Consider the following 17,314-nt stretch of genomic DNA (forward strand, 5'->3'; position numbering starts at 1 on the left):
GATGAAAGGATCAGTAGACGAAATAACGAAGAACGACAACGTGATCGCCCGGCTGGAGCAATGGCCGAGGATGGCGAGGTTTTACCGAAACTGCTTCTACAACACGCTGGAGACGACGACCGAAGTGCTGGACGACGGGACGGCCTTCGTCTTCACGGGAGACATTCCGGCCATGTGGCTGCGCGATTCCTCCGCCCAGGTCCGCCATTACATCCCGTTGGCGGCCGGGGACGACCGTTACCGGCAAATCATTGAAGGGCTCATAAGGCGGCAGATGTCGTACATACGGATCGATCCTTATGCCAATGCCTTCAACAAGGAGCCGAACAACCAGGGACACAAGGGGGATTTGACCGAGGGCAGCCCTTGGGTGTGGGAGCGGAAGTACGAGATCGATTCCCTCTGCTACCCGATCCAGCTCGCCTACCTGTACTGGCAAGCGACGGGCAGAACGGAACTGTTCGACGACGCTTTCAAAGAGACGGTCAACGCCATCATCGGCTTGTGGACGGCGGAGCAGAAGCACGAGGAATGGTCGCCATACCGGTTCCAGCGGTTGAATTGCCCGGAATCCGACACGCTGAAGAACGAAGGACTCGGTACGCCGACCGCGTATACCGGCATGACCTGGTCGGCCTTCAGGCCGAGCGACGACGCTTGCGCGTACCATTATTTGATTCCGTCGAACATGTTCGCCGTCGTCGCGCTCCGGTACGTGCAGCGGATCGCCCTGGACGTCTACGGGGATGAGGCGCTCGAAGCCGCCGCCGGAAAGCTCTGCGGCGAGATCGACGCCGGCATTAGAGCGTACGGCATTTTCAAGCATCATCAATTCGGCGATATTTACGCTTACGAGACGGACGGGCTCGGACGTTACAACCTGATGGACGACGCGAACGTGCCGAGCCTGCTTTCGATCCCGTACATGGGATACGCTCCCGCGGACGATCCGATCTACCGGAATACGAGGCGGTTCATTCTGAGCCGGGAGAACCCGTATTACTACGAAGGGAAGGCGGCCAAAGGAATCGGAAGCCCGCATACGCCTTCCGGCTACATTTGGCATATCGGCCTGACCATGCAGGCGCTGACGTCGGACGACGACGAGGAGATCCGCGAGCTGCTCGCCATGATCGTCTCGACGGATGCCGGAGAAGGCTTCATGCACGAGGGCTTCCACGCGGACAATCCCGCGGAATATACGAGACCGTGGTTCGCTTGGGCCAACAGCCTGTTCGGCGAACTGATCTACAAGCTCGTCGAAGGAAAGAAGCAGCATTTGTTTCCTTCCGAGGCGTAACCGACGACCAAACTCACCCTTAGAGGCCTTGGATTTTGCCGCGAGCCGCGGGCTTTGCGAGCCCGCGTAAGATCGCCTTCATTCGTGTTAGGGCAGGCCTGCTCCGGCGAGCAGGCTCTGCATAACAAATAAAAAAGGTTGGAAGGGGAAGAAGAATGCGCAAACAAAGTAGAGTAGTTTGGTTTGTCATGCTGATTTTGGTTTTGTCGCTTGTTGCAAGCGCTTGCACGAGCGGCGGCGGGAACGGAGGCAATACGGAGCCCGAAGGGCAGAACAATGCCGGACAGGCCTCGAACGCGCCGTCGCCGGAAGCCAGCGAGGAAGCGCCGGCGGACGACGGCGCGCCTCCGGTGCAGGATTTGGGCGGCTACAAATTCGTCGTTGCCGACAATAACCCGAACAGGTGGTTCCCGCAGGAAGGCAGCTCCGACCTGGCCAACGCGATCATCGACCGGATCAAATGGGTCGAGGAGACGTACAACGTCAAGATCGAGCTTCGCAAGCATTCGGAGGAAGAGTTCAGCAACGCGGTGCTTGCCGGCGACAAATACGCGGACATCATCATCGCGCCGACGTGGGAGCTCGGCCGGCACATTAACGGCAAGCGTCTCGCCGACATGAGCAAAATCCCGAACCTGAAGCTCGATAACGCCTATTGGAAAGAATACAACACGTCCAACCTGCTGACCTACGACAACCGGACCTTCGGCGTCGCCGCGCCGTTCGCGAACCAGGGGGACGAAGTATGGGTGCTCGCGTTCAACAAGAGCATCATCGACGAGCTCGGTCTCGAGAATCCGTACGATCTCGTGAAGAACAAGCAATGGACGTTCGAAAAAATGCTCGAAATGGAGCAGGCGGCGAAGCGCGACTTGAACGGCGACGGCGTCATGGACAGCAACGACCGCTACGGCCTGGCGACGGGCCACGATTGGGATATCGGCGTTGCGCTCTATCTGGCGTCGGGCAACAAAATCATCGATATCGCCGACGACGGCAAAATGACGTACGCCGTCAACACGCCGGAAGCGTTCGAAACGATCGAAATGATCAAGAAGCTGGCCAAGCCCGGAGACACATTTTTCCCGAAGAAGGAAGGCGAGGATATGGACGCGTACGTCAAAGCGTTCGTCGAAGGCAAAGCGCTGTTCCTGGCTTACTCCAGAGGACGCGGCGTCATCGATCCGATCTACGAAATGGAAAGCGACTTCGGCTTCGTTCCGATGCCGATGGGCAATAATACCGACAATTATCTTTCTTGGGTAAGCCACGACGCGCCGTCCATGGCCGTGCCGGTTACGAACAAAGAGCTCGACAAAACGGGGCTGATTTTGGAAGCGCTCGCATGGAAGGCGCAGGAGGAAGAGCAGATCCGCATGGACGAAATCGCCTTTACCCAATTGCGCGACGAAGAGTCTCTCGACGTTCTGATGGAGCTGAAAAATTACGGCGTATCGGACATGGCGTTCATCGGCCAGCAGATGCAGGGCAATGTGCACAGCGGCCTCGCCCTGATCCCGGACGTGGGCTTCTACAATCAAAATTTGGAGCCGGCTTCCAAGGTGGCCGAAATCGAGGAAGCGGTCAATATCGGCCTCGAGGAGCTGGCGCTCAGGCTGAAGGGCGAATTCGTCGAGCCTTCGCCGAAGCCGGAGGAAGAGAAGAAGGAATAACCGCGAGGGCCGGCAACGAAGCACGGGGGCTGTCAACGGCCGGATCATTCGGAGCAACCGTCTGACCGCCCCTTTTTTCTCGAAATAATCCGCTAGTTTCTCTATTGAAACTTTAACCATGTGGGGGAAATCAATATGACGGTGCGAGCTGAACGGTTATGAGCCGGGCGTTAATGAAGGGATGTATGTTGGCGTTAGGGTTGGGCTTGTTGGCGTTTATGTGGCCTTCGCCCGCTTCGGCCGACGATGACGGCCTGCTGGTCAAGCTGCCGAGCTACCGGGATTACTTGAAGCAGCATGAAGGCAAACCCGCGGGCGGCGCGGATATCGTGTTGAAGGCCGGCGACTACGCGAAGGCCGGCGCTGACATCGAGATTTACGACGACTACGAGGGGATGGAGGGCGAGTCCGTGTACACGGGCGAGAGCGGCTCCATCGAATGGGAAGTCGACGTGCCGGAGAGCGGCATGTATAACATCGAAGTGCTCTATTATCCCGTACTGGGCAAAGGCAACGCGATCGAGCGGATGGTTACGATCGACGGGCAGGTCCCGTACAACGAGGCGAAATATATTCATTTGTCGCGAATCTGGAAGGATATGAACGAAATCGGCCGGGATTTCAAAGGCAACGATCTGCGGCCGAAGCAGACGGAAGCGCCTAGATGGCGGAAGGAAACGCTTCAGGACATGCTTGGCTACTACAACGATCCGTTATTGTTTTATTTGGAAAAAGGGCAGCATACCGTCGGTTTCGAATCGGTCCGGGAGCCGGTGGTTTTAAATACCGTACGCGTCTACAAGGCGGAGGAGCTCAAATCCTACGAGGAAGTGAAAGCGGAGTACGAGGCGCAAGGCTATGAAGAGGCCGAGGCGGAAACGATCAAAATCCAAGCGCAGAATACGTACGAGAAATCGGATAACACGCTGTATCCCATCGCGGACCGGTCCTCGGCCATTACGGAGCCGCAGGATCCTTCCAAGCTGCGCCTGAACAGCATCGGCGGGGACAAGTGGAAGATGCCGGGGCAATGGATCACTTACAAGTTCACGGTCGAGGAAGACGGCTTGTACAAAATCGCGTCCCGCTTCAAGCAGAACAAGCTGGCGGGGATGTACGTCAACCGGAAAATCATGCTGGACGGCGCCGTTCCGTTCAAGGAAGCCGGCGCCGTCAAGTTCAACTACGGCCGAAACTGGCAGGTAGAAGCGCTGGGCGACGGCGAGCGGGAATTCGCGTTCTACCTGGAGGCGGGCGAGCACGAGCTGACGATGGAGGTGACGCTCGGCGAGCTGGCGGAGGTGCTGAACCGGGTCGACGACAGTCTGGTCAAGCTGAACGGCATCTATCGGCAGGTGCTGATGATTACGGGGACGGAGCCGGACTTGTACCGCGATTACGGGTTCGAGAAGCTGATTCCGGAAGCGATCGCGTCCATGAAGGAGCAAGCCGCCGCGCTCAGGCAGGTATCGGCCGACATGGAGGCGCTCGTCGGGCAGAAGGGCGAGAACATGGTGCTGCTCGACAAGATCGCATTCCAGCTGGAGCAGATGGTGAAGGATCCGGAAGCGAACATCGCCAAGACGTTCACGCCGTTCAAGGAAAACGTAGGGGCGCTAGGCACGTGGATTCTGACGGTCGGCGAGCAGCCGCTGACGGTCGATTATATGAGCGTCATGCCTCCGTCCGAGAAGCTGCCGAAGGCGGAAGCCTCGTTCTGGAAGCGGCTCGCGTTCGAATTCACGGCGTTCCTGATGTCGTTCTTCGCCGATTACAACACGCTGTCCGCGGACGGCGGGCAGGCGGAGGAGCCGATCGAGGTATGGCTGTCCTCGGGACGCGACCAATCGCAAATTATTCGGGAAATGATCAACGACACCTTCACGCCGGAGACCGGCATTCAAGTGAAGCTTAAGCTGATCCCGGATAATACGCTGCTGCCGTCGGTGCTGGCCGGCATCGGTCCAGACGTCGCGATGGGCAATCTCGCGGCGGAGCCGGTGCAGTACGCGCTCCGCAGCGCCGCCGAGCCGATCGATCGGATGCCGGGCTACGAAGAGATTGCTGCTAGGTTCCACGCGAGCTCGCTCGTGCCTTACGAGCTGGAGGGCAGGATCTACGCCCTGCCGGAGACGCAATCGTTCCCGATGCTGTTTTACAGGAAAGACATTCTGCAGGAGCTCGGGCTCGAAGTGCCGACGACATGGGAGCAGTTCTACAAGCTCATTCCGGAAATCCAGAAGCAGAACATGCAGATCGGTTTCCCGCAGGACATCAGCGGCTTGCAAATCTTCTTGTACCAGAACGGCGCCGAGCTGTACAACGCGCAGCGGAGCAAGTCGACACTCGGCGACGACGCGACGATCGAAGCGTTCCAGAAGCAGACGGAGCTGTTCACGACGTACAAGTTCCCGCGCGACTACGATTTCGCCAACCGGTTCCGGACGGGCGAGATGCCGATCGGCATCGCGGATTATACGACGTACAACCAGCTGATCGCCTTCGCGCCGGAGATCAGGGGGTTATGGGAATTCGTCCCGCTGCCGGGCACGGTCATGGCGGACGGCACGCTGAACCGCGCGACGCCGTCGACCGGAACGGCGATCATGATGATGAAGGACGCGGCGGATAAGGACAAAGCGTGGCGCTACATGGACTGGTGGACGAGCGCGGAGACGCAATCCCGGTTCGGAACGGAAATGGAAGCGATTCTCGGCAAAGCGGCGAAGCAGGCTACGGCCAACATGGAAGCGCTTAACAATATGCCGTGGACGAAAACCGAGTACGACCATCTCATGACGCAATGGTCCTTCGCGACGGGCACGCCGGAAGTGCCGGGCGGCTACTACGTAACGCGCAACATCGGATTCGCGTCGGCGCTCGCCTACACGAACGCGGATCCGGAGACGCTGCTCGACTACGTGAAAGAGGTTGACGATGAAATAACGAGAAAAAGACGGGAATTCAAGCTGGAATGACCGCGACCCGTGACTTTGCCGATTCAGGAGGACTCCAATCATGAAGGAAGAGTTGGTAGTAGGAGGAAATGTTATCGCGAAGAGGCCGGACCCGTTCGTCAGAAGGCGCCTCGCGCAAGGCTGGAAGTCGGTTAAAAAAAATAGGGTCGCCTACCTGTTCGCGGCCCCGTACATGATCCTGTTCTTCGCCTTCACGGCGTTGCCGGTCATCGTCTCGCTCGGTCTCGGCTTCTTCTCCTTCAACCTGCTGGAGGCGCCGATCTTCGTCGGCATGGACAATTATATCCGGCTGTTTCTGGGCGACGACATCTTCATCAAGGCGATCGGCAACACGTTCCTGCTTGCCGTCATGGTCGGCCCGATCGGCTATTTGATGTGCCTCGTGTTCGCCTGGCTGATCAACGAGCTGCCGCGGTCGCTGCGGACGATCCTGACGCTCGTTTTCTACGCGCCTTCGATATCGGGCAACATTTATTTGGTATGGGGCATCTTCTTCAACAAAGACGCTTACGGCTACGCGAACGCCATCCTGCTTCGCTACAACGTCATCTCGTCGCCGATTCTATGGTTCGAGAACCCGCAGTACATGATGCCGCTCGTCATCGTCGTCGCCTTGTGGACCAGCGTAGGCACGAGCTTCCTCTCCTTTATCGCCGGCCTGCAGGGGATCGACCGGACGCTGTACGAGGCGGCGGCGATGGACGGCGTCCGGAACAGATGGCAGGAGCTTTGGTATGTCACCCTGCCGTCCATGAAACCGCAGCTGATGTTCGGCGCGGTCATGAGCATTACCGGGGCGTTCGGCACGGGCGCGATCGTCACCGCGCTGTGCGGCATGCCGAGCACCGGCTACGCGGCGCATACGATCGTGAACCATCTCGAGGACTACGGCTCCGTCCGGTACGAAATGGGCTACGCCTCGGCGATCGCGACGATTCTGTTCATCATCATGATCGGGACGAACAAGCTCGTCCAGAAGCTTTTGTCGAAGGTGGGTGAATGAGTTGATCCAAATAAAGCTTCATCGAAGCAAGAGCGGGATTAAGCGTTCTTACTTCGCCGACTTCGGCATTTATTTGTTCCTGCTGCTGTTCGGCCTGTTCATGATGATGCCGCTCGTCTACGCGATTTCGAACTCGATCAAGCCGCTGGAGGAAATCTGGTATTTTCCTCCCCGGTTTCTCGTCAACAATCCGACGCTCGACAACTTCCGCGACCTGATGGTCGTCATGAGCGATTCCTGGGTGCCGTTCAGCCGGTACGTGTTCAATACGTTTTTCATTACGGCGGTCGGCACGTTCGGCCACGTCGTGCTCGCTTCCTTGTGCGCGTACGTGCTGTCGAAGCACAAATTCCCGGGCCAGGGGCTCATGTTCAGCATGGTCGTGCTGTCGCTCATGTTCAGCGGCGTCGTGACCCAAATTCCGAATTTCATCATTATATCGTCGCTTGGCTGGATCGACTCCTATCAGGCGCTCATCGTGCCGGCCTTCGCGTCGTCGCTCGGCCTGTATCTCATGAAGCAGTTCATGGACCAGATGATACCGGACGCGGTGCTCGAATCGGCGCGCATGGACGGCGCCAGCGAATGGCATATTTTCTGGAAAATCGTCATGCCGATGGTCAAGCCGGCCTGGCTGACGCTGATCATCTTCTCGATCCAAGGGCTGTGGGGAATCGGAGCCAATCACTTTATCCAAAGCGAGGAGCTGAAGACGCTCAACTACGCGCTGTCCCAAATTTTGGCCGGGGGCATCGCCCGGACGGGGACGGGCTCGGCGGCCGCGGTGCTGATGATGATCGTGCCGATCATCGTGTTCATCGTCTCGCAGTCCAAGATTATCGAGACCATGTCCGCGTCGGGCATGAAAGAATAGGCTTGGAAGGGGAAAAACGTATGGTCAGGACCAAATGGATCTTGTTTTTTGCCGCCATGGTCATGCTGGGCAGCTTCGGCGTAGAATCGGCCTCGGCGATGGTTCCGTATAAAACGTATTTTTACGACTATGAAGGCAATTATTTCGTCTCTCCCGACGCTTACGTCCCCGAGCGGGTGCTTGGCGCAGGGGACATGGGCATACCGGACGCGGCGCTGAACCAGCCGCTCGACCTGTTCGTGGACGGCGACAAGCAGGTGTACGTCGCGGACAGCGGGAACAACCGGATTGTTCTGCTCGACGAGGAATACCGGCTGAAGAAGGAGATCAAGGAGTTCGTGCTGGGGGACGGCAGGACGAAGAGCGGCTTCAACGCGCCGACGGGCTTGTTCGTCACGGAGGAAGGGCTGATCTACGTCGCGGATTCCAAAAACGCGCGGATCGTCGTTCTGCGGCAGGACGGCGGTCTGGAGCGCATCTTGGAGGCGCCGGATTCCGACGTCTTCCCGGCCGGCTTCATCTACGAGCCGTCCGCGCTCGGCGTCGATCCGGCGGGACGCATCTACGTCATTTCGAAGAGCACGAACATGGGCGTCATCGCGCTTAACGCGGACGGCGGCTTCGACGGCTTCGTCGGGGCGGAGAAGGTCGCGCCCAAGGTGGCCGATCTGTTCTGGCGGCTGATCACGACGAAGGAGCAGAAGAGCCGCACGGCCAAGAACGTGCCGACGGAGTACAACAACATTACGATCGACGAGCTCGGCTTCGCCTACGTGACGAGCAGCGCGCTCGGCACGAGGGCCCAGCTGAACGCCCTCCAAAGCCGGGACAAATCGAGCCGGAACGCCCCGGTCAAGCGGCTGAACAATCTCGGCATCGACATCCTGAAGCGCAACGGCGCTTATCCGCCCGCCGGCGACATCCAGGTCAAGAACGACGTGTCCCGGTTCATCGACGTCGCGCTTGCGGGCAGCGGGGTGTATAGCACGCTCGATTCGACCCATAACAAAATATTCACGTACGACGAAGAAGGCAACCTTCTGTACGCCTTCGGCGGTTACGGCAGCCAGGACGGCGTGTTCCAAAGCGTATCCGCGCTGGCCTACCAGGACGCGAGGCTGCTGGTGCTCGACAAGGGCACCGGCAAGCTGACCGTGTTCAGGCGGACGGATTACGGCGATAACATCGCGGCGGCGATCGAAGCGCGCAAAAACCGCAAATACGACGAATCCATCGCGGCGTGGCGGAAGGTGCTCGGCCAGAACCCTTCGCTCGAAATGGCCTATTCCGGCGTCGCCCAGTCCAATATGCGCAAGGGCGAGTACGAGGAAGCGATGCATAACTACAAGCTCGCGAACGATTGGGAGCATTATTTCAAAGCGTTCGCCGAATACCGTAAGGAAGTGATCGGCAAGCTCATTCTCGTCATCCCGATCGCGGCGGTCCTTCTCCTCTGGCTGCTGACCCGGTTTTTCAAATACGTGAAGAAAGTCAACGCGACGGGCTGGCGCAAGTCGGGCAAGCGAACGTTCCCGGAGGAAGTGTTCTACGCGTTCCACGTCATGTTCCATCCGTTCGACGGCTTCTGGGATTTGAAGCACGAGAAGCGCGGCAGCGTGCGGGCGGCGGTGTTCATCGTCGCGCTCGTCATGGCGGCGGACGTGTTCGAGAAGCTGGCCGGCGGCTACATTCTGTACCCGACCGATTGGCGGGTCATCGAGCTGCACGACACGGTGCTCGGCGTGCTGATTCCGTTCGGTCTATGGTGCTGCGTCAACTGGGGGCTGACGACGCTGATGGACGGGGAAGGAAGCTTGAAGGACATCTTCATCGCATCCGCCTACTCGCTCATGCCGATCGCCATGATCAGCATTCCCGTCACGATCTTCAGCAATTTCGCCTCCCAGCAGGAGCAGCCGTTCATTACGTTCTTCACGTCGCTGTCCTTCGCTTGGGCGATCGGCCTCATCTTCGTCGGCGTGCTGGTGACCAACGACTACAATCCGTTCAAGAACGCGTACACGTCCGTCATCTCGCTGATCGGGATGGGCTTCGTCGCCTTCCTGACCGTCGTCTTCATTAATATTTTGCAGAACATGAACGCCTTTATTACGACGATCTTCAATGAAATAGCGTTTCGGCTATAGCAAATTCGGGAAGAAAGGGAGGCCAGCCGTATGAAAGCGAAAAGGATCGTCTGCGCGCTGCTCGTCATCGGGGCGGCCCTCGCGCTGTGGAACCCGGGAGACGGGAAGCCGGCCCGCGCGGCGGACGCCGCCGCGGAGGGCGGCGATGCGCCGGCGGCGGCCGGGACTCCGTCGGCGAAGCTCCGGAAGCCGGCGAAGGACGGCAGCTTGACGCCCGCGGCCGAGAACGACCGGCTCCGCCTATATTTCGACAACCGCTCGGGCGGCGTCGCCGTCGAGGACAAGGCGACCGGAAGCCTGTTCTATTCCAATCCGCTAGGCGCCTTGGAGGATGCGAAGGCGAGCGATGCGGCGAAGGAAGAGCTGATGTCCCAGATCAGCCTCGTCTATAACGTGAAGGGCAAGGAAGGCGATCTGGAAATGAACAGCTACACCCATGCCATGAAGCTCGACCAGGTTGGCTGGGGCAAGCAGGAGCAGGGCCTCACGGTGGAGATGGTGCTCGGCCGCGAGGAGCAGCGCCGGCTGCTCCCGCAGCAGATCGCGAAAGCGAGCTTCGAGGAGAACGTGCTGAGCTTCATCGAGGCGGAGCGGGAGAAGAGGCGGATTCTCGCCTTCTATATCCTGTATACCCGCGAGGACCTGGAAGGCGCCAAAGGCAAGGAACTGCTCGCCAAATATCCGGCACTGGAGAAAGAAGACATCTACGTGCTGAAGACGTCCATCACGGAGCGGGACAAGGGCGTGCTGGAGAGCTCCGTCAAGAAAGCGGGCTATACGTACGAGAAGCTCGCGGAGGATTACGAGCGGGTCGGCTACGACGGCGATGAGGCCGTGTTCCCTTATTTCAAGCTGCGGCTCGATTACACGCTGCAGGAGGACGGCTTGTCCGTTACGGTTCACAACGGGCAAATCGAATACGATAAGGAACGGTTCAACCTGGTGAAGATGACCGTCCTGCCTTATTTCGGAGCGGGCAAGAGCGGCGAGGAGGGCTATTTGTTCCTGCCGGACGGTTCGGGCACGATCATCGGATTCAACAACGACGGCAGCAAAAACACGCTGCTTACGACCGGCAAGCTGTACGGCCCCGACTACGCGCTGTCGCAGGCGGACAGGGGCAGCTTCAAGCAGGAGTTCCGCGCGCCCGTGTACGGGATCAAGAAGGACGGCTCGGCGCTGCTTGCCGTCATCGAGGAGGGCGACGCGGTCGCGGAAATCAATGGCATGATGGGCAACATCAACCATTCCTGGAATACCGCCTACGCGTCCTTCACGATCCGGAACAAGGATACGTTCATCCAGGAGAACGCGTTCGAGCAGGCGCCGTGGATCATTTACGAGAAGAACGCGTACGACGGCAACATCGCGCTGCGCTACTTCATTCTGACGGGCGAGGAAGCGGATTACGCCGGCATGGCGGGCGCGTACCGCGAATACCTCGTCAGCGAAGGGATACTGAAGAAGACGGACCCGCCGGAACAAATCCCGTTCTATCTCGATACGATGGGCGCCGTCGATACGATGGTCCGCAAGTTCGGCATCCCGACGCGCAGCCAGGCGGCCGTCACTTCGTTCGACGAGGCGGGCCGGATGCTGGAGCGGCTGACGGGGAAGGGCGTAAGCAACGTGAAGCTGCGGTATACCGCGTGGTATAACGGCGGGTATTTCCATACCGCCGCAAGCGGGATGAAGGTGGAGAAGGTGCTCGGCGGCGCGAAGGGGATGAAGGAGCTGGCGGCAAAGGCGCGGGAGAGCGGCGCGGAGCTGTATCCGGACGTCGACTTCGTCACCGTCTCGGCGAATAAGGCTTTCGACGGCTTCAAGCCGCATAAGGACGGCATCCGCTCGCTGTTCCAGAAGACCGGCTACAAGGGAATTCTGAACGTCGCCACGCTGGAGTACGAGAACAGCGTATGGGGCGTCGATCCGAACAAAATTCCCGATTACTACGACCGGTTCGCGAAGGATTACGCAACGCTCAAACCGGAGGCGATCTCGCTGTCGTCGCTCGGCGATACGCTCAATTCGAATTTCAAGAACAACCGCCAGGTCAACCGGGAGCAATCGATGGCGCTGGCCGAAGAGGTGCTGGCGAAGGCGGACGAGGCTTACGGGAACGTAATTTCGGACAGCGGCAATGCGTATTTGTTCCCTTACGCGGACCATATCCTGAATCTTCCGGACGAGGACAGCTCGCTCTCCATCGCAGACCGTCAGGTACCGTTCCTGCAAATCGCGCTTCACGGGTATATCGGGTATGCCGGCGAGCCGCTCAATCTCGCAAGCGATTTGCGTCCGGCGGTGCTGAAGGCGCTCGAAACCGGCAGCGGCGCGTATTTCAAGCTGAATTACGGCGACAGCAGCCTGCTGAAGGACGCGTTCCTGTTCGATGACGTATACGCCTCGCGGTTCGCCGATTGGGAGGACGCCGCCGCGGACCTTTACGCGGAGATGAACGAGGTGCTGAAGGACGTGCAGGACCAGGCGATCGTCGATCACGAGCAGCTGGCGGAGCAGGTGTACAAGACGACCTACGAGAGCGGCAAAGCCGTCATCGTGAACTACGGCGATCAAGAAATTCAGGTGGAGGGGATCCGGGTAGGCCCGGTCGACTATGCGGCCGTTACCCCATAATCCCCGCGAGGAGGATCATCGACTATGATCAAACGGTCTGCAGCCTTTGGCAAGAAGAGGATAAGCTTCACCGTGACGCAGAAGCGGGACTTGATGGGCTGGGTGTTCGTAAGTCCTTTCGTGCTGGGCTTTCTCCTGCTGTTCCTCGGGATATTCATCGATTCGTTCCGCTTCAGCTTCATGGAAGTGAACGTGCTGTCCCAGGGCGGCTACTCGGCGAAGTTCATCGGCTTTGACAACTTTCATCAAATCTTAAGAGTGGATCCCAATTTCAACCGGCAGCTGTACGGGGCCGTGCAGAACATGCTGTTCGACATTCCGATCATCGTCATGTACAGCCTCTTCATCGCCGTGCTGCTCAATCAGAAAATGAAGGGGCGCGCGATCTTCCGGGCGATCTTCTTCGTTCCGGTCATCCTCGCGACCGGCATCGTCGACAAGGCGGATCTCGGCAATTCGATCATGAACGCCTACCAGAGCATTCCGGGGCTCGACACCGGCATCGCGGAAGTGACCGAATCGGCCGGCGGCATGTTCAGCAGCCTGCAGCTTAAGCGGTATATGTTCCAAATGTTCGACTTCAGCCCCGCGCTCGTGAACATTACGGTCGGGGCGGCGGAGAACATCTACGACGTCGTGAGCCACTCCGGCGTGCAAATCCTGATCTTCCTGGCCGGGCTTCAGGCGATCTCGACGTCCATCTACGAATCGGCCAAGATCGAAGGCTGCTCCGGCTGGGAAAGCTTCTGGAAAATTACGTTCCCGCTCATCAGCCCGCTTATTCTGGTCAACATCATTTATTCCGTCATCGATTCGTTCACCGGCAGCAACAATCAGATTATGGACCGGATCACGGCGGCGATGAAGCTCGGGCAGTACGGGACGGCCTCGGCGATGGCGTGGATTTATTTTCTGGTCGCCGCGGTATTTCTTATCGTGATCGGGCTGTTCGTCAGCCGGTTCGTATTTTATCAGAATAGGGAGTGAGCTGGATGCGTGTTGTTCGGACGGGAGCGGCCGCGGTCGCGGCCACGGCGGCCAAGGGCGGCCTGATGGCGGGCAGGGCCAAATATTTGAAATGGATGTACGCGAACCGCTTGCTCTGGAGCGTGCTGCGCTATTTGCTGCTGATCGGGTTGGCGTTCCTTATTTTGTATCCGCTGCTCGTCAAGCTGTCGAACAGCTTCATGAGCCGGCAGGATTTGATCGACGGCACGGTGCGCTTCATCCCGAGGCAAGCGACGTGGTTTAACTATGAGACGGTCATCGAATACACCTCGTTCTTCCAAGGCCTCGCGAATACGTTCGGCATTTCGTTCATGAGCGGCGCCTTGCAGATGCTCGTCTGCACGATGGTCGGCTACGGCCTTGCGCGGTTCAATTTCAAAGGGAAGGGAATCGTCTTCACGCTCGTCGTGCTGACGATTCTGATCCCGCCGCAGACGTACATGATTTCGCTCTACATGAAGTTCAGCTTCTTCGACTTGTTCGGGCTCATCTCCGCGGTAACCGGCGGCACGGTCCGGCTCATGGACTCGGTGTGGCCGATGGCCGTCCTGTCGATTATCGGCTTCGGGTTCAAGAACGGCTTGTACATTCTGATCATGCGGCAGTATTTCAAAGGCATTCCGAAGGAGCTGGAGGAAGCGGCGTACGTGGACGGCTCGGGCTTGTTCCGGACGTTCGGCCGGATCATCCTGCCGATCTCGTTCTCGATGATGGTGACGATCTTCCTGTTCTCCTTCTCCTGGCAGTGGACCGACAGCTTCTATTCCTCCATGTTCTTCAGCCAGGTGAAGCTGCTGTCGAATTCCCTTATGACCGGATTCGAAGGGCTCATGCTGGAGGGCGCCACCGTCGGGCTCAAGAACGGCCAGCCGCTGACGGCGACGCTGACCAATACGATGTCGCTGCTGGTCATCGCGCCGCTCATCCTGCTGTATCTGTTCGCGCAAAAATCGCTCGTCGAAGGCATCGAGCACAGCGGCATCGTCGGCTAGTCGTTTGAATTCGCGAGGGAGAAAGGAAGGATGAGGTGGGGGTTATGCGAAGCATGCGCATCTTGCTTGCGGGCAGCTTCTTCCTGGCGGGCTGCGCCGGAGGCGCAACGGCTAAGTACGGCGACGCCGCGGAATGGGCGGAGCAGAAGCTGATTGCGCATTATTGGAACGGGGACGCGAATTTCATGAACAACGCGTATCCTTACGCGGAAGAGAGGGAAGGCCACCTGAATTATTGGTGGAAGGCGCATGCCGTCGACGCGATGGTGGACGGCTACGAGCGTACCGGCGACGAGGCTTATTTGACGAAGGCGGAGGACATCGTCAAAGGCATCATCAAGCGCAACGGCTCGTTGTTCAACGAATTTTACGACGACATGGAGTGGCTGGCGTTATCGGCGCTGCGGCTTTATGACGCCGGCGGAAGCGAGACGGTCAAAAATTACGTCCTCAAGCTGTGGGGCGACATCAAGACGGCCTGGTGGGAGGACGATCTCGGCGGAATGGCGTGGAAGAAGGATCAGCGGCATAACCGCAACGCCTGCTCGAACGGTCCGGCCGCCATACTTGCGGTCAGACTGTACGAGCGGTTCGGCGAACAAGAGGACCTTGCCTGGGCGAAGAAAATATTCGACTGGGAGAAGGAGCATCTGGTCGATCCGGTCAGCGGGAACGTGTACGACGGACTCGTCTTGGGCGAGGACGGCGTCATCGACGTGAACGAGGATTGGGTCTTCACGTACAACCAGGGGACGTATATCGGCGCGGCCGTCGAGCTGTATAAGCTTACGAAGGACGAAGCTTATCTCGCGGACGCGGAGAAGACGGCCGCGGCCGCGACGGCACGCCACGTCGACGAAGCAACGGGCGTCATGAAGGATGAGGGATCGGGGGACGGCGGGCTGTTCAAGGGCATCCTGATCCGGTATTTGGCTAACCTGTACGAAGCCGGGGGCAACGACGACATCAAGCAAATGATTTATGATAACGCCGACGCGCTGCTGGAGAAGGGCAGCACCGAAGAGATCGGCTTATTCGGTACGGCGTGGGACCGGCCCCATGCGGAGCCGCTCGACCTGACGGTGCAGCTTAGCGGGGTATTCCTGCTGGAGGCCGCCGCCAAGCTCGAAAGGATGGGGAGGGAATAGTATATCAACTTATCCAGGTATAGGGAATCGATTCCGGTCATGTCACAAATGCTGAGAGTTTCCATGCGGAGCCCGGCGGCGGATAAGGAACGTCAATTGCGGAACTGCGCCCGCCGATGGCGCGATTGTTTAATCTTGATGTCGTAATAAGAAAGAGGTATAGTTGATATATCAAGATTAAATGACGAGGTAGGTCGAATGATGGATATTCCTTTATACGAGCGGATTTTCAATCATATTTTCCAGAAGATCAACGAAGGCGAGTTGAACAGAGGCGATCGCGTCCCGTCGGAGAAGGAGCTCGCGGACCAGTTCGGCGTGAGCCGGATTACGTCGAAGAAGGCGCTGGAGATGCTGTCGCAGTACAAGCTGATCGAGCGGATTCAAGGCAAAGGCTCCTTCGTCGCGGAGGTCATTCCGGAGCTTAAGGAGATGAAGCTGCAGAAGCCGGCGGAAGCGGCCGTGCCGAAGGGCGAAGCCGTGGCGGAGTGGCGGACGATCGGCGTCATCCTGCCCGACTTCGGCGACGTGTTCGGCGCCGAGCTGATCCGGGGCATCGAGGAGTGCTGCTCCCTCTCCGGCTTCCGGATGCTGATGAAGCTGACGTACGACAACCGGGAGGACGAGGAGGCGGCGATCCGCTCGTTCGTCCAGCTCGGCGTGGACGGCATCATCGTCTTCCCCGGGCACGGGGAGCACTACAATTCCGAGCTGCTCCGGCTCGTCCTGGACGGGTTCCCGATCGTGCTCGTCGACCGGTATTTGAAGGGCATCGCCGCGAGCGCGGTGTTCACCGACAACCGGAAGGCGGCGTTCGACGCGGCCAGCCTGCTGCTGGACAAAGGGCTGAAGCAGATCGGCTTCCTGTCGTCGCCGGCCGACAGCACGACGACGATCGAGGACCGGCTGCTCGGCTATACCGACGCCTGCGTCCAGCGCGGATGGACCCCGAAGCAAGAGCATATCATGACGAATCTGTACAGCACGCTGCCCCAGTCGTTCGAAGAGGTGAACGTGGAGCCGGATATCGATACGGTGCGGCGGTTCGTCGAGATGAACCCGGAGCTTGCCGCATTCGTCGTCTCGGAGTACAACCTGAGCCTCATTCTGCAGGAGGTGCTGCAGTCGATGGGCAAGTCGATCCCGAACGATTACCAGATCGTCTGCTTCGACTCCCCCGGCCAGCACTTCGGGCAATATTTGTTCACCCATATCCGGCAGAACGAGCGCGAGATCGGTCGGAAAGCGGTGGAAGTCGTCATGAGCAGGCTCCATCGCGAGGAGACGCCGCTCAACCATATCGTGGAGCATCAGATCGTGCTCGGCAGGTCGACGGTTAACCCGTAAAGCCGAGCCGCAGCGCCGCCGGGAACGGGAGCAGGAGCCGATGGGCGCTCCGAAGGCAGTCGAGCCTTCGGAGCGCTTCTTCTTTTGCGACCGGCTTGGCGGGGGATGTGGCGGAGAACCAAGTACCTGATTTTCATTATTTGATTCAAAGTTCTTGACTATGACGTAAGGTCATAGTGCATAATTCTCTCTATAAATTCTAGGAGT

The 17,314-nt window shown here is 58.8% G+C and carries 11 protein-coding genes; all 11 read left to right on the top strand.

The window, feature by feature from the left end; genetic code table 11:
* Position 1 precedes the first annotated feature (1 nt).
* The 11 genes from IDH41_RS02120 to IDH41_RS02170 all read left to right on the top strand — a co-directional run bounded on the left by IDH41_RS02120 (position 2) and on the right by IDH41_RS02170 (position 17,107).
* Positions 2–1,300: a glycoside hydrolase family 125 protein gene (locus IDH41_RS02120; RefSeq protein ID WP_190857855.1), complete on the top strand. Its 1,299-nt coding sequence runs from the start codon at positions 2–4 to the stop codon at positions 1,298–1,300.
* Between the two features lie 188 nt (positions 1,301–1,488).
* Positions 1,489–2,973 carry an ABC transporter substrate-binding protein gene (locus IDH41_RS02125; RefSeq protein ID WP_190857857.1) on the top strand — a complete coding sequence of 495 codons (1,485 nt, stop codon included), beginning with the start codon at positions 1,489–1,491 and terminating at the stop codon, positions 2,971–2,973.
* 188 nt (positions 2,974–3,161) lie between these two features.
* Complete coding sequence (locus IDH41_RS02130; protein WP_190857859.1) at positions 3,162–5,951, top strand: extracellular solute-binding protein; 2,790 nt, start codon at positions 3,162–3,164, stop codon at positions 5,949–5,951.
* Between the two features lie 40 nt (positions 5,952–5,991).
* Complete coding sequence (locus IDH41_RS02135; RefSeq protein WP_190857861.1) at positions 5,992–6,954, top strand: carbohydrate ABC transporter permease; 963 nt, start codon at positions 5,992–5,994, stop codon at positions 6,952–6,954.
* 10 nt (positions 6,955–6,964) lie between these two features.
* On the top strand, positions 6,965–7,828 hold the full coding sequence (locus IDH41_RS02140; RefSeq protein WP_317890675.1) for a carbohydrate ABC transporter permease: 864 nt from the start codon (positions 6,965–6,967) through the stop codon (positions 7,826–7,828).
* 20 nt (positions 7,829–7,848) lie between these two features.
* Positions 7,849–9,975 (top strand): YIP1 family protein, encoded by a 2,127-nt coding sequence (locus IDH41_RS02145; RefSeq protein WP_190857863.1) that lies wholly within the window; start codon positions 7,849–7,851, stop codon positions 9,973–9,975.
* A 30-nt stretch (positions 9,976–10,005) separates the two neighbouring features.
* Positions 10,006–12,612: a DUF5696 domain-containing protein gene (locus IDH41_RS02150; RefSeq protein ID WP_190857865.1), complete on the top strand. Its 2,607-nt coding sequence runs from the start codon at positions 10,006–10,008 to the stop codon at positions 12,610–12,612.
* A gap of 24 nt (positions 12,613–12,636) precedes the next feature.
* The gene (locus IDH41_RS02155) at positions 12,637–13,599 is read left to right on the top strand and encodes a carbohydrate ABC transporter permease (protein ID WP_190857867.1); all 963 of its coding nucleotides are present in this window, start codon (positions 12,637–12,639) and stop codon (positions 13,597–13,599) included.
* A gap of 5 nt (positions 13,600–13,604) precedes the next feature.
* On the top strand, positions 13,605–14,612 hold the full coding sequence (locus IDH41_RS02160; RefSeq protein WP_190857868.1) for a carbohydrate ABC transporter permease: 1,008 nt from the start codon (positions 13,605–13,607) through the stop codon (positions 14,610–14,612).
* Between the two features lie 53 nt (positions 14,613–14,665).
* A complete protein-coding gene (locus IDH41_RS02165; RefSeq protein WP_190857869.1) occupies positions 14,666–15,760 on the top strand; it encodes a glycoside hydrolase family 76 protein in 1,095 nt (364 codons plus the stop codon).
* A gap of 198 nt (positions 15,761–15,958) precedes the next feature.
* Positions 15,959–17,107 carry a GntR family transcriptional regulator gene (locus IDH41_RS02170; protein WP_190857870.1) on the top strand — a complete coding sequence of 383 codons (1,149 nt, stop codon included), beginning with the start codon at positions 15,959–15,961 and terminating at the stop codon, positions 17,105–17,107.
* The last annotated feature ends 207 nt before the right edge of the window (positions 17,108–17,314 follow it).

It is taken from the genome of Paenibacillus arenilitoris (genome assembly GCF_014705655.1).
In the GTDB taxonomy this organism is placed as follows: domain Bacteria; phylum Bacillota; class Bacilli; order Paenibacillales; family Paenibacillaceae; genus Pristimantibacillus; species Pristimantibacillus arenilitoris.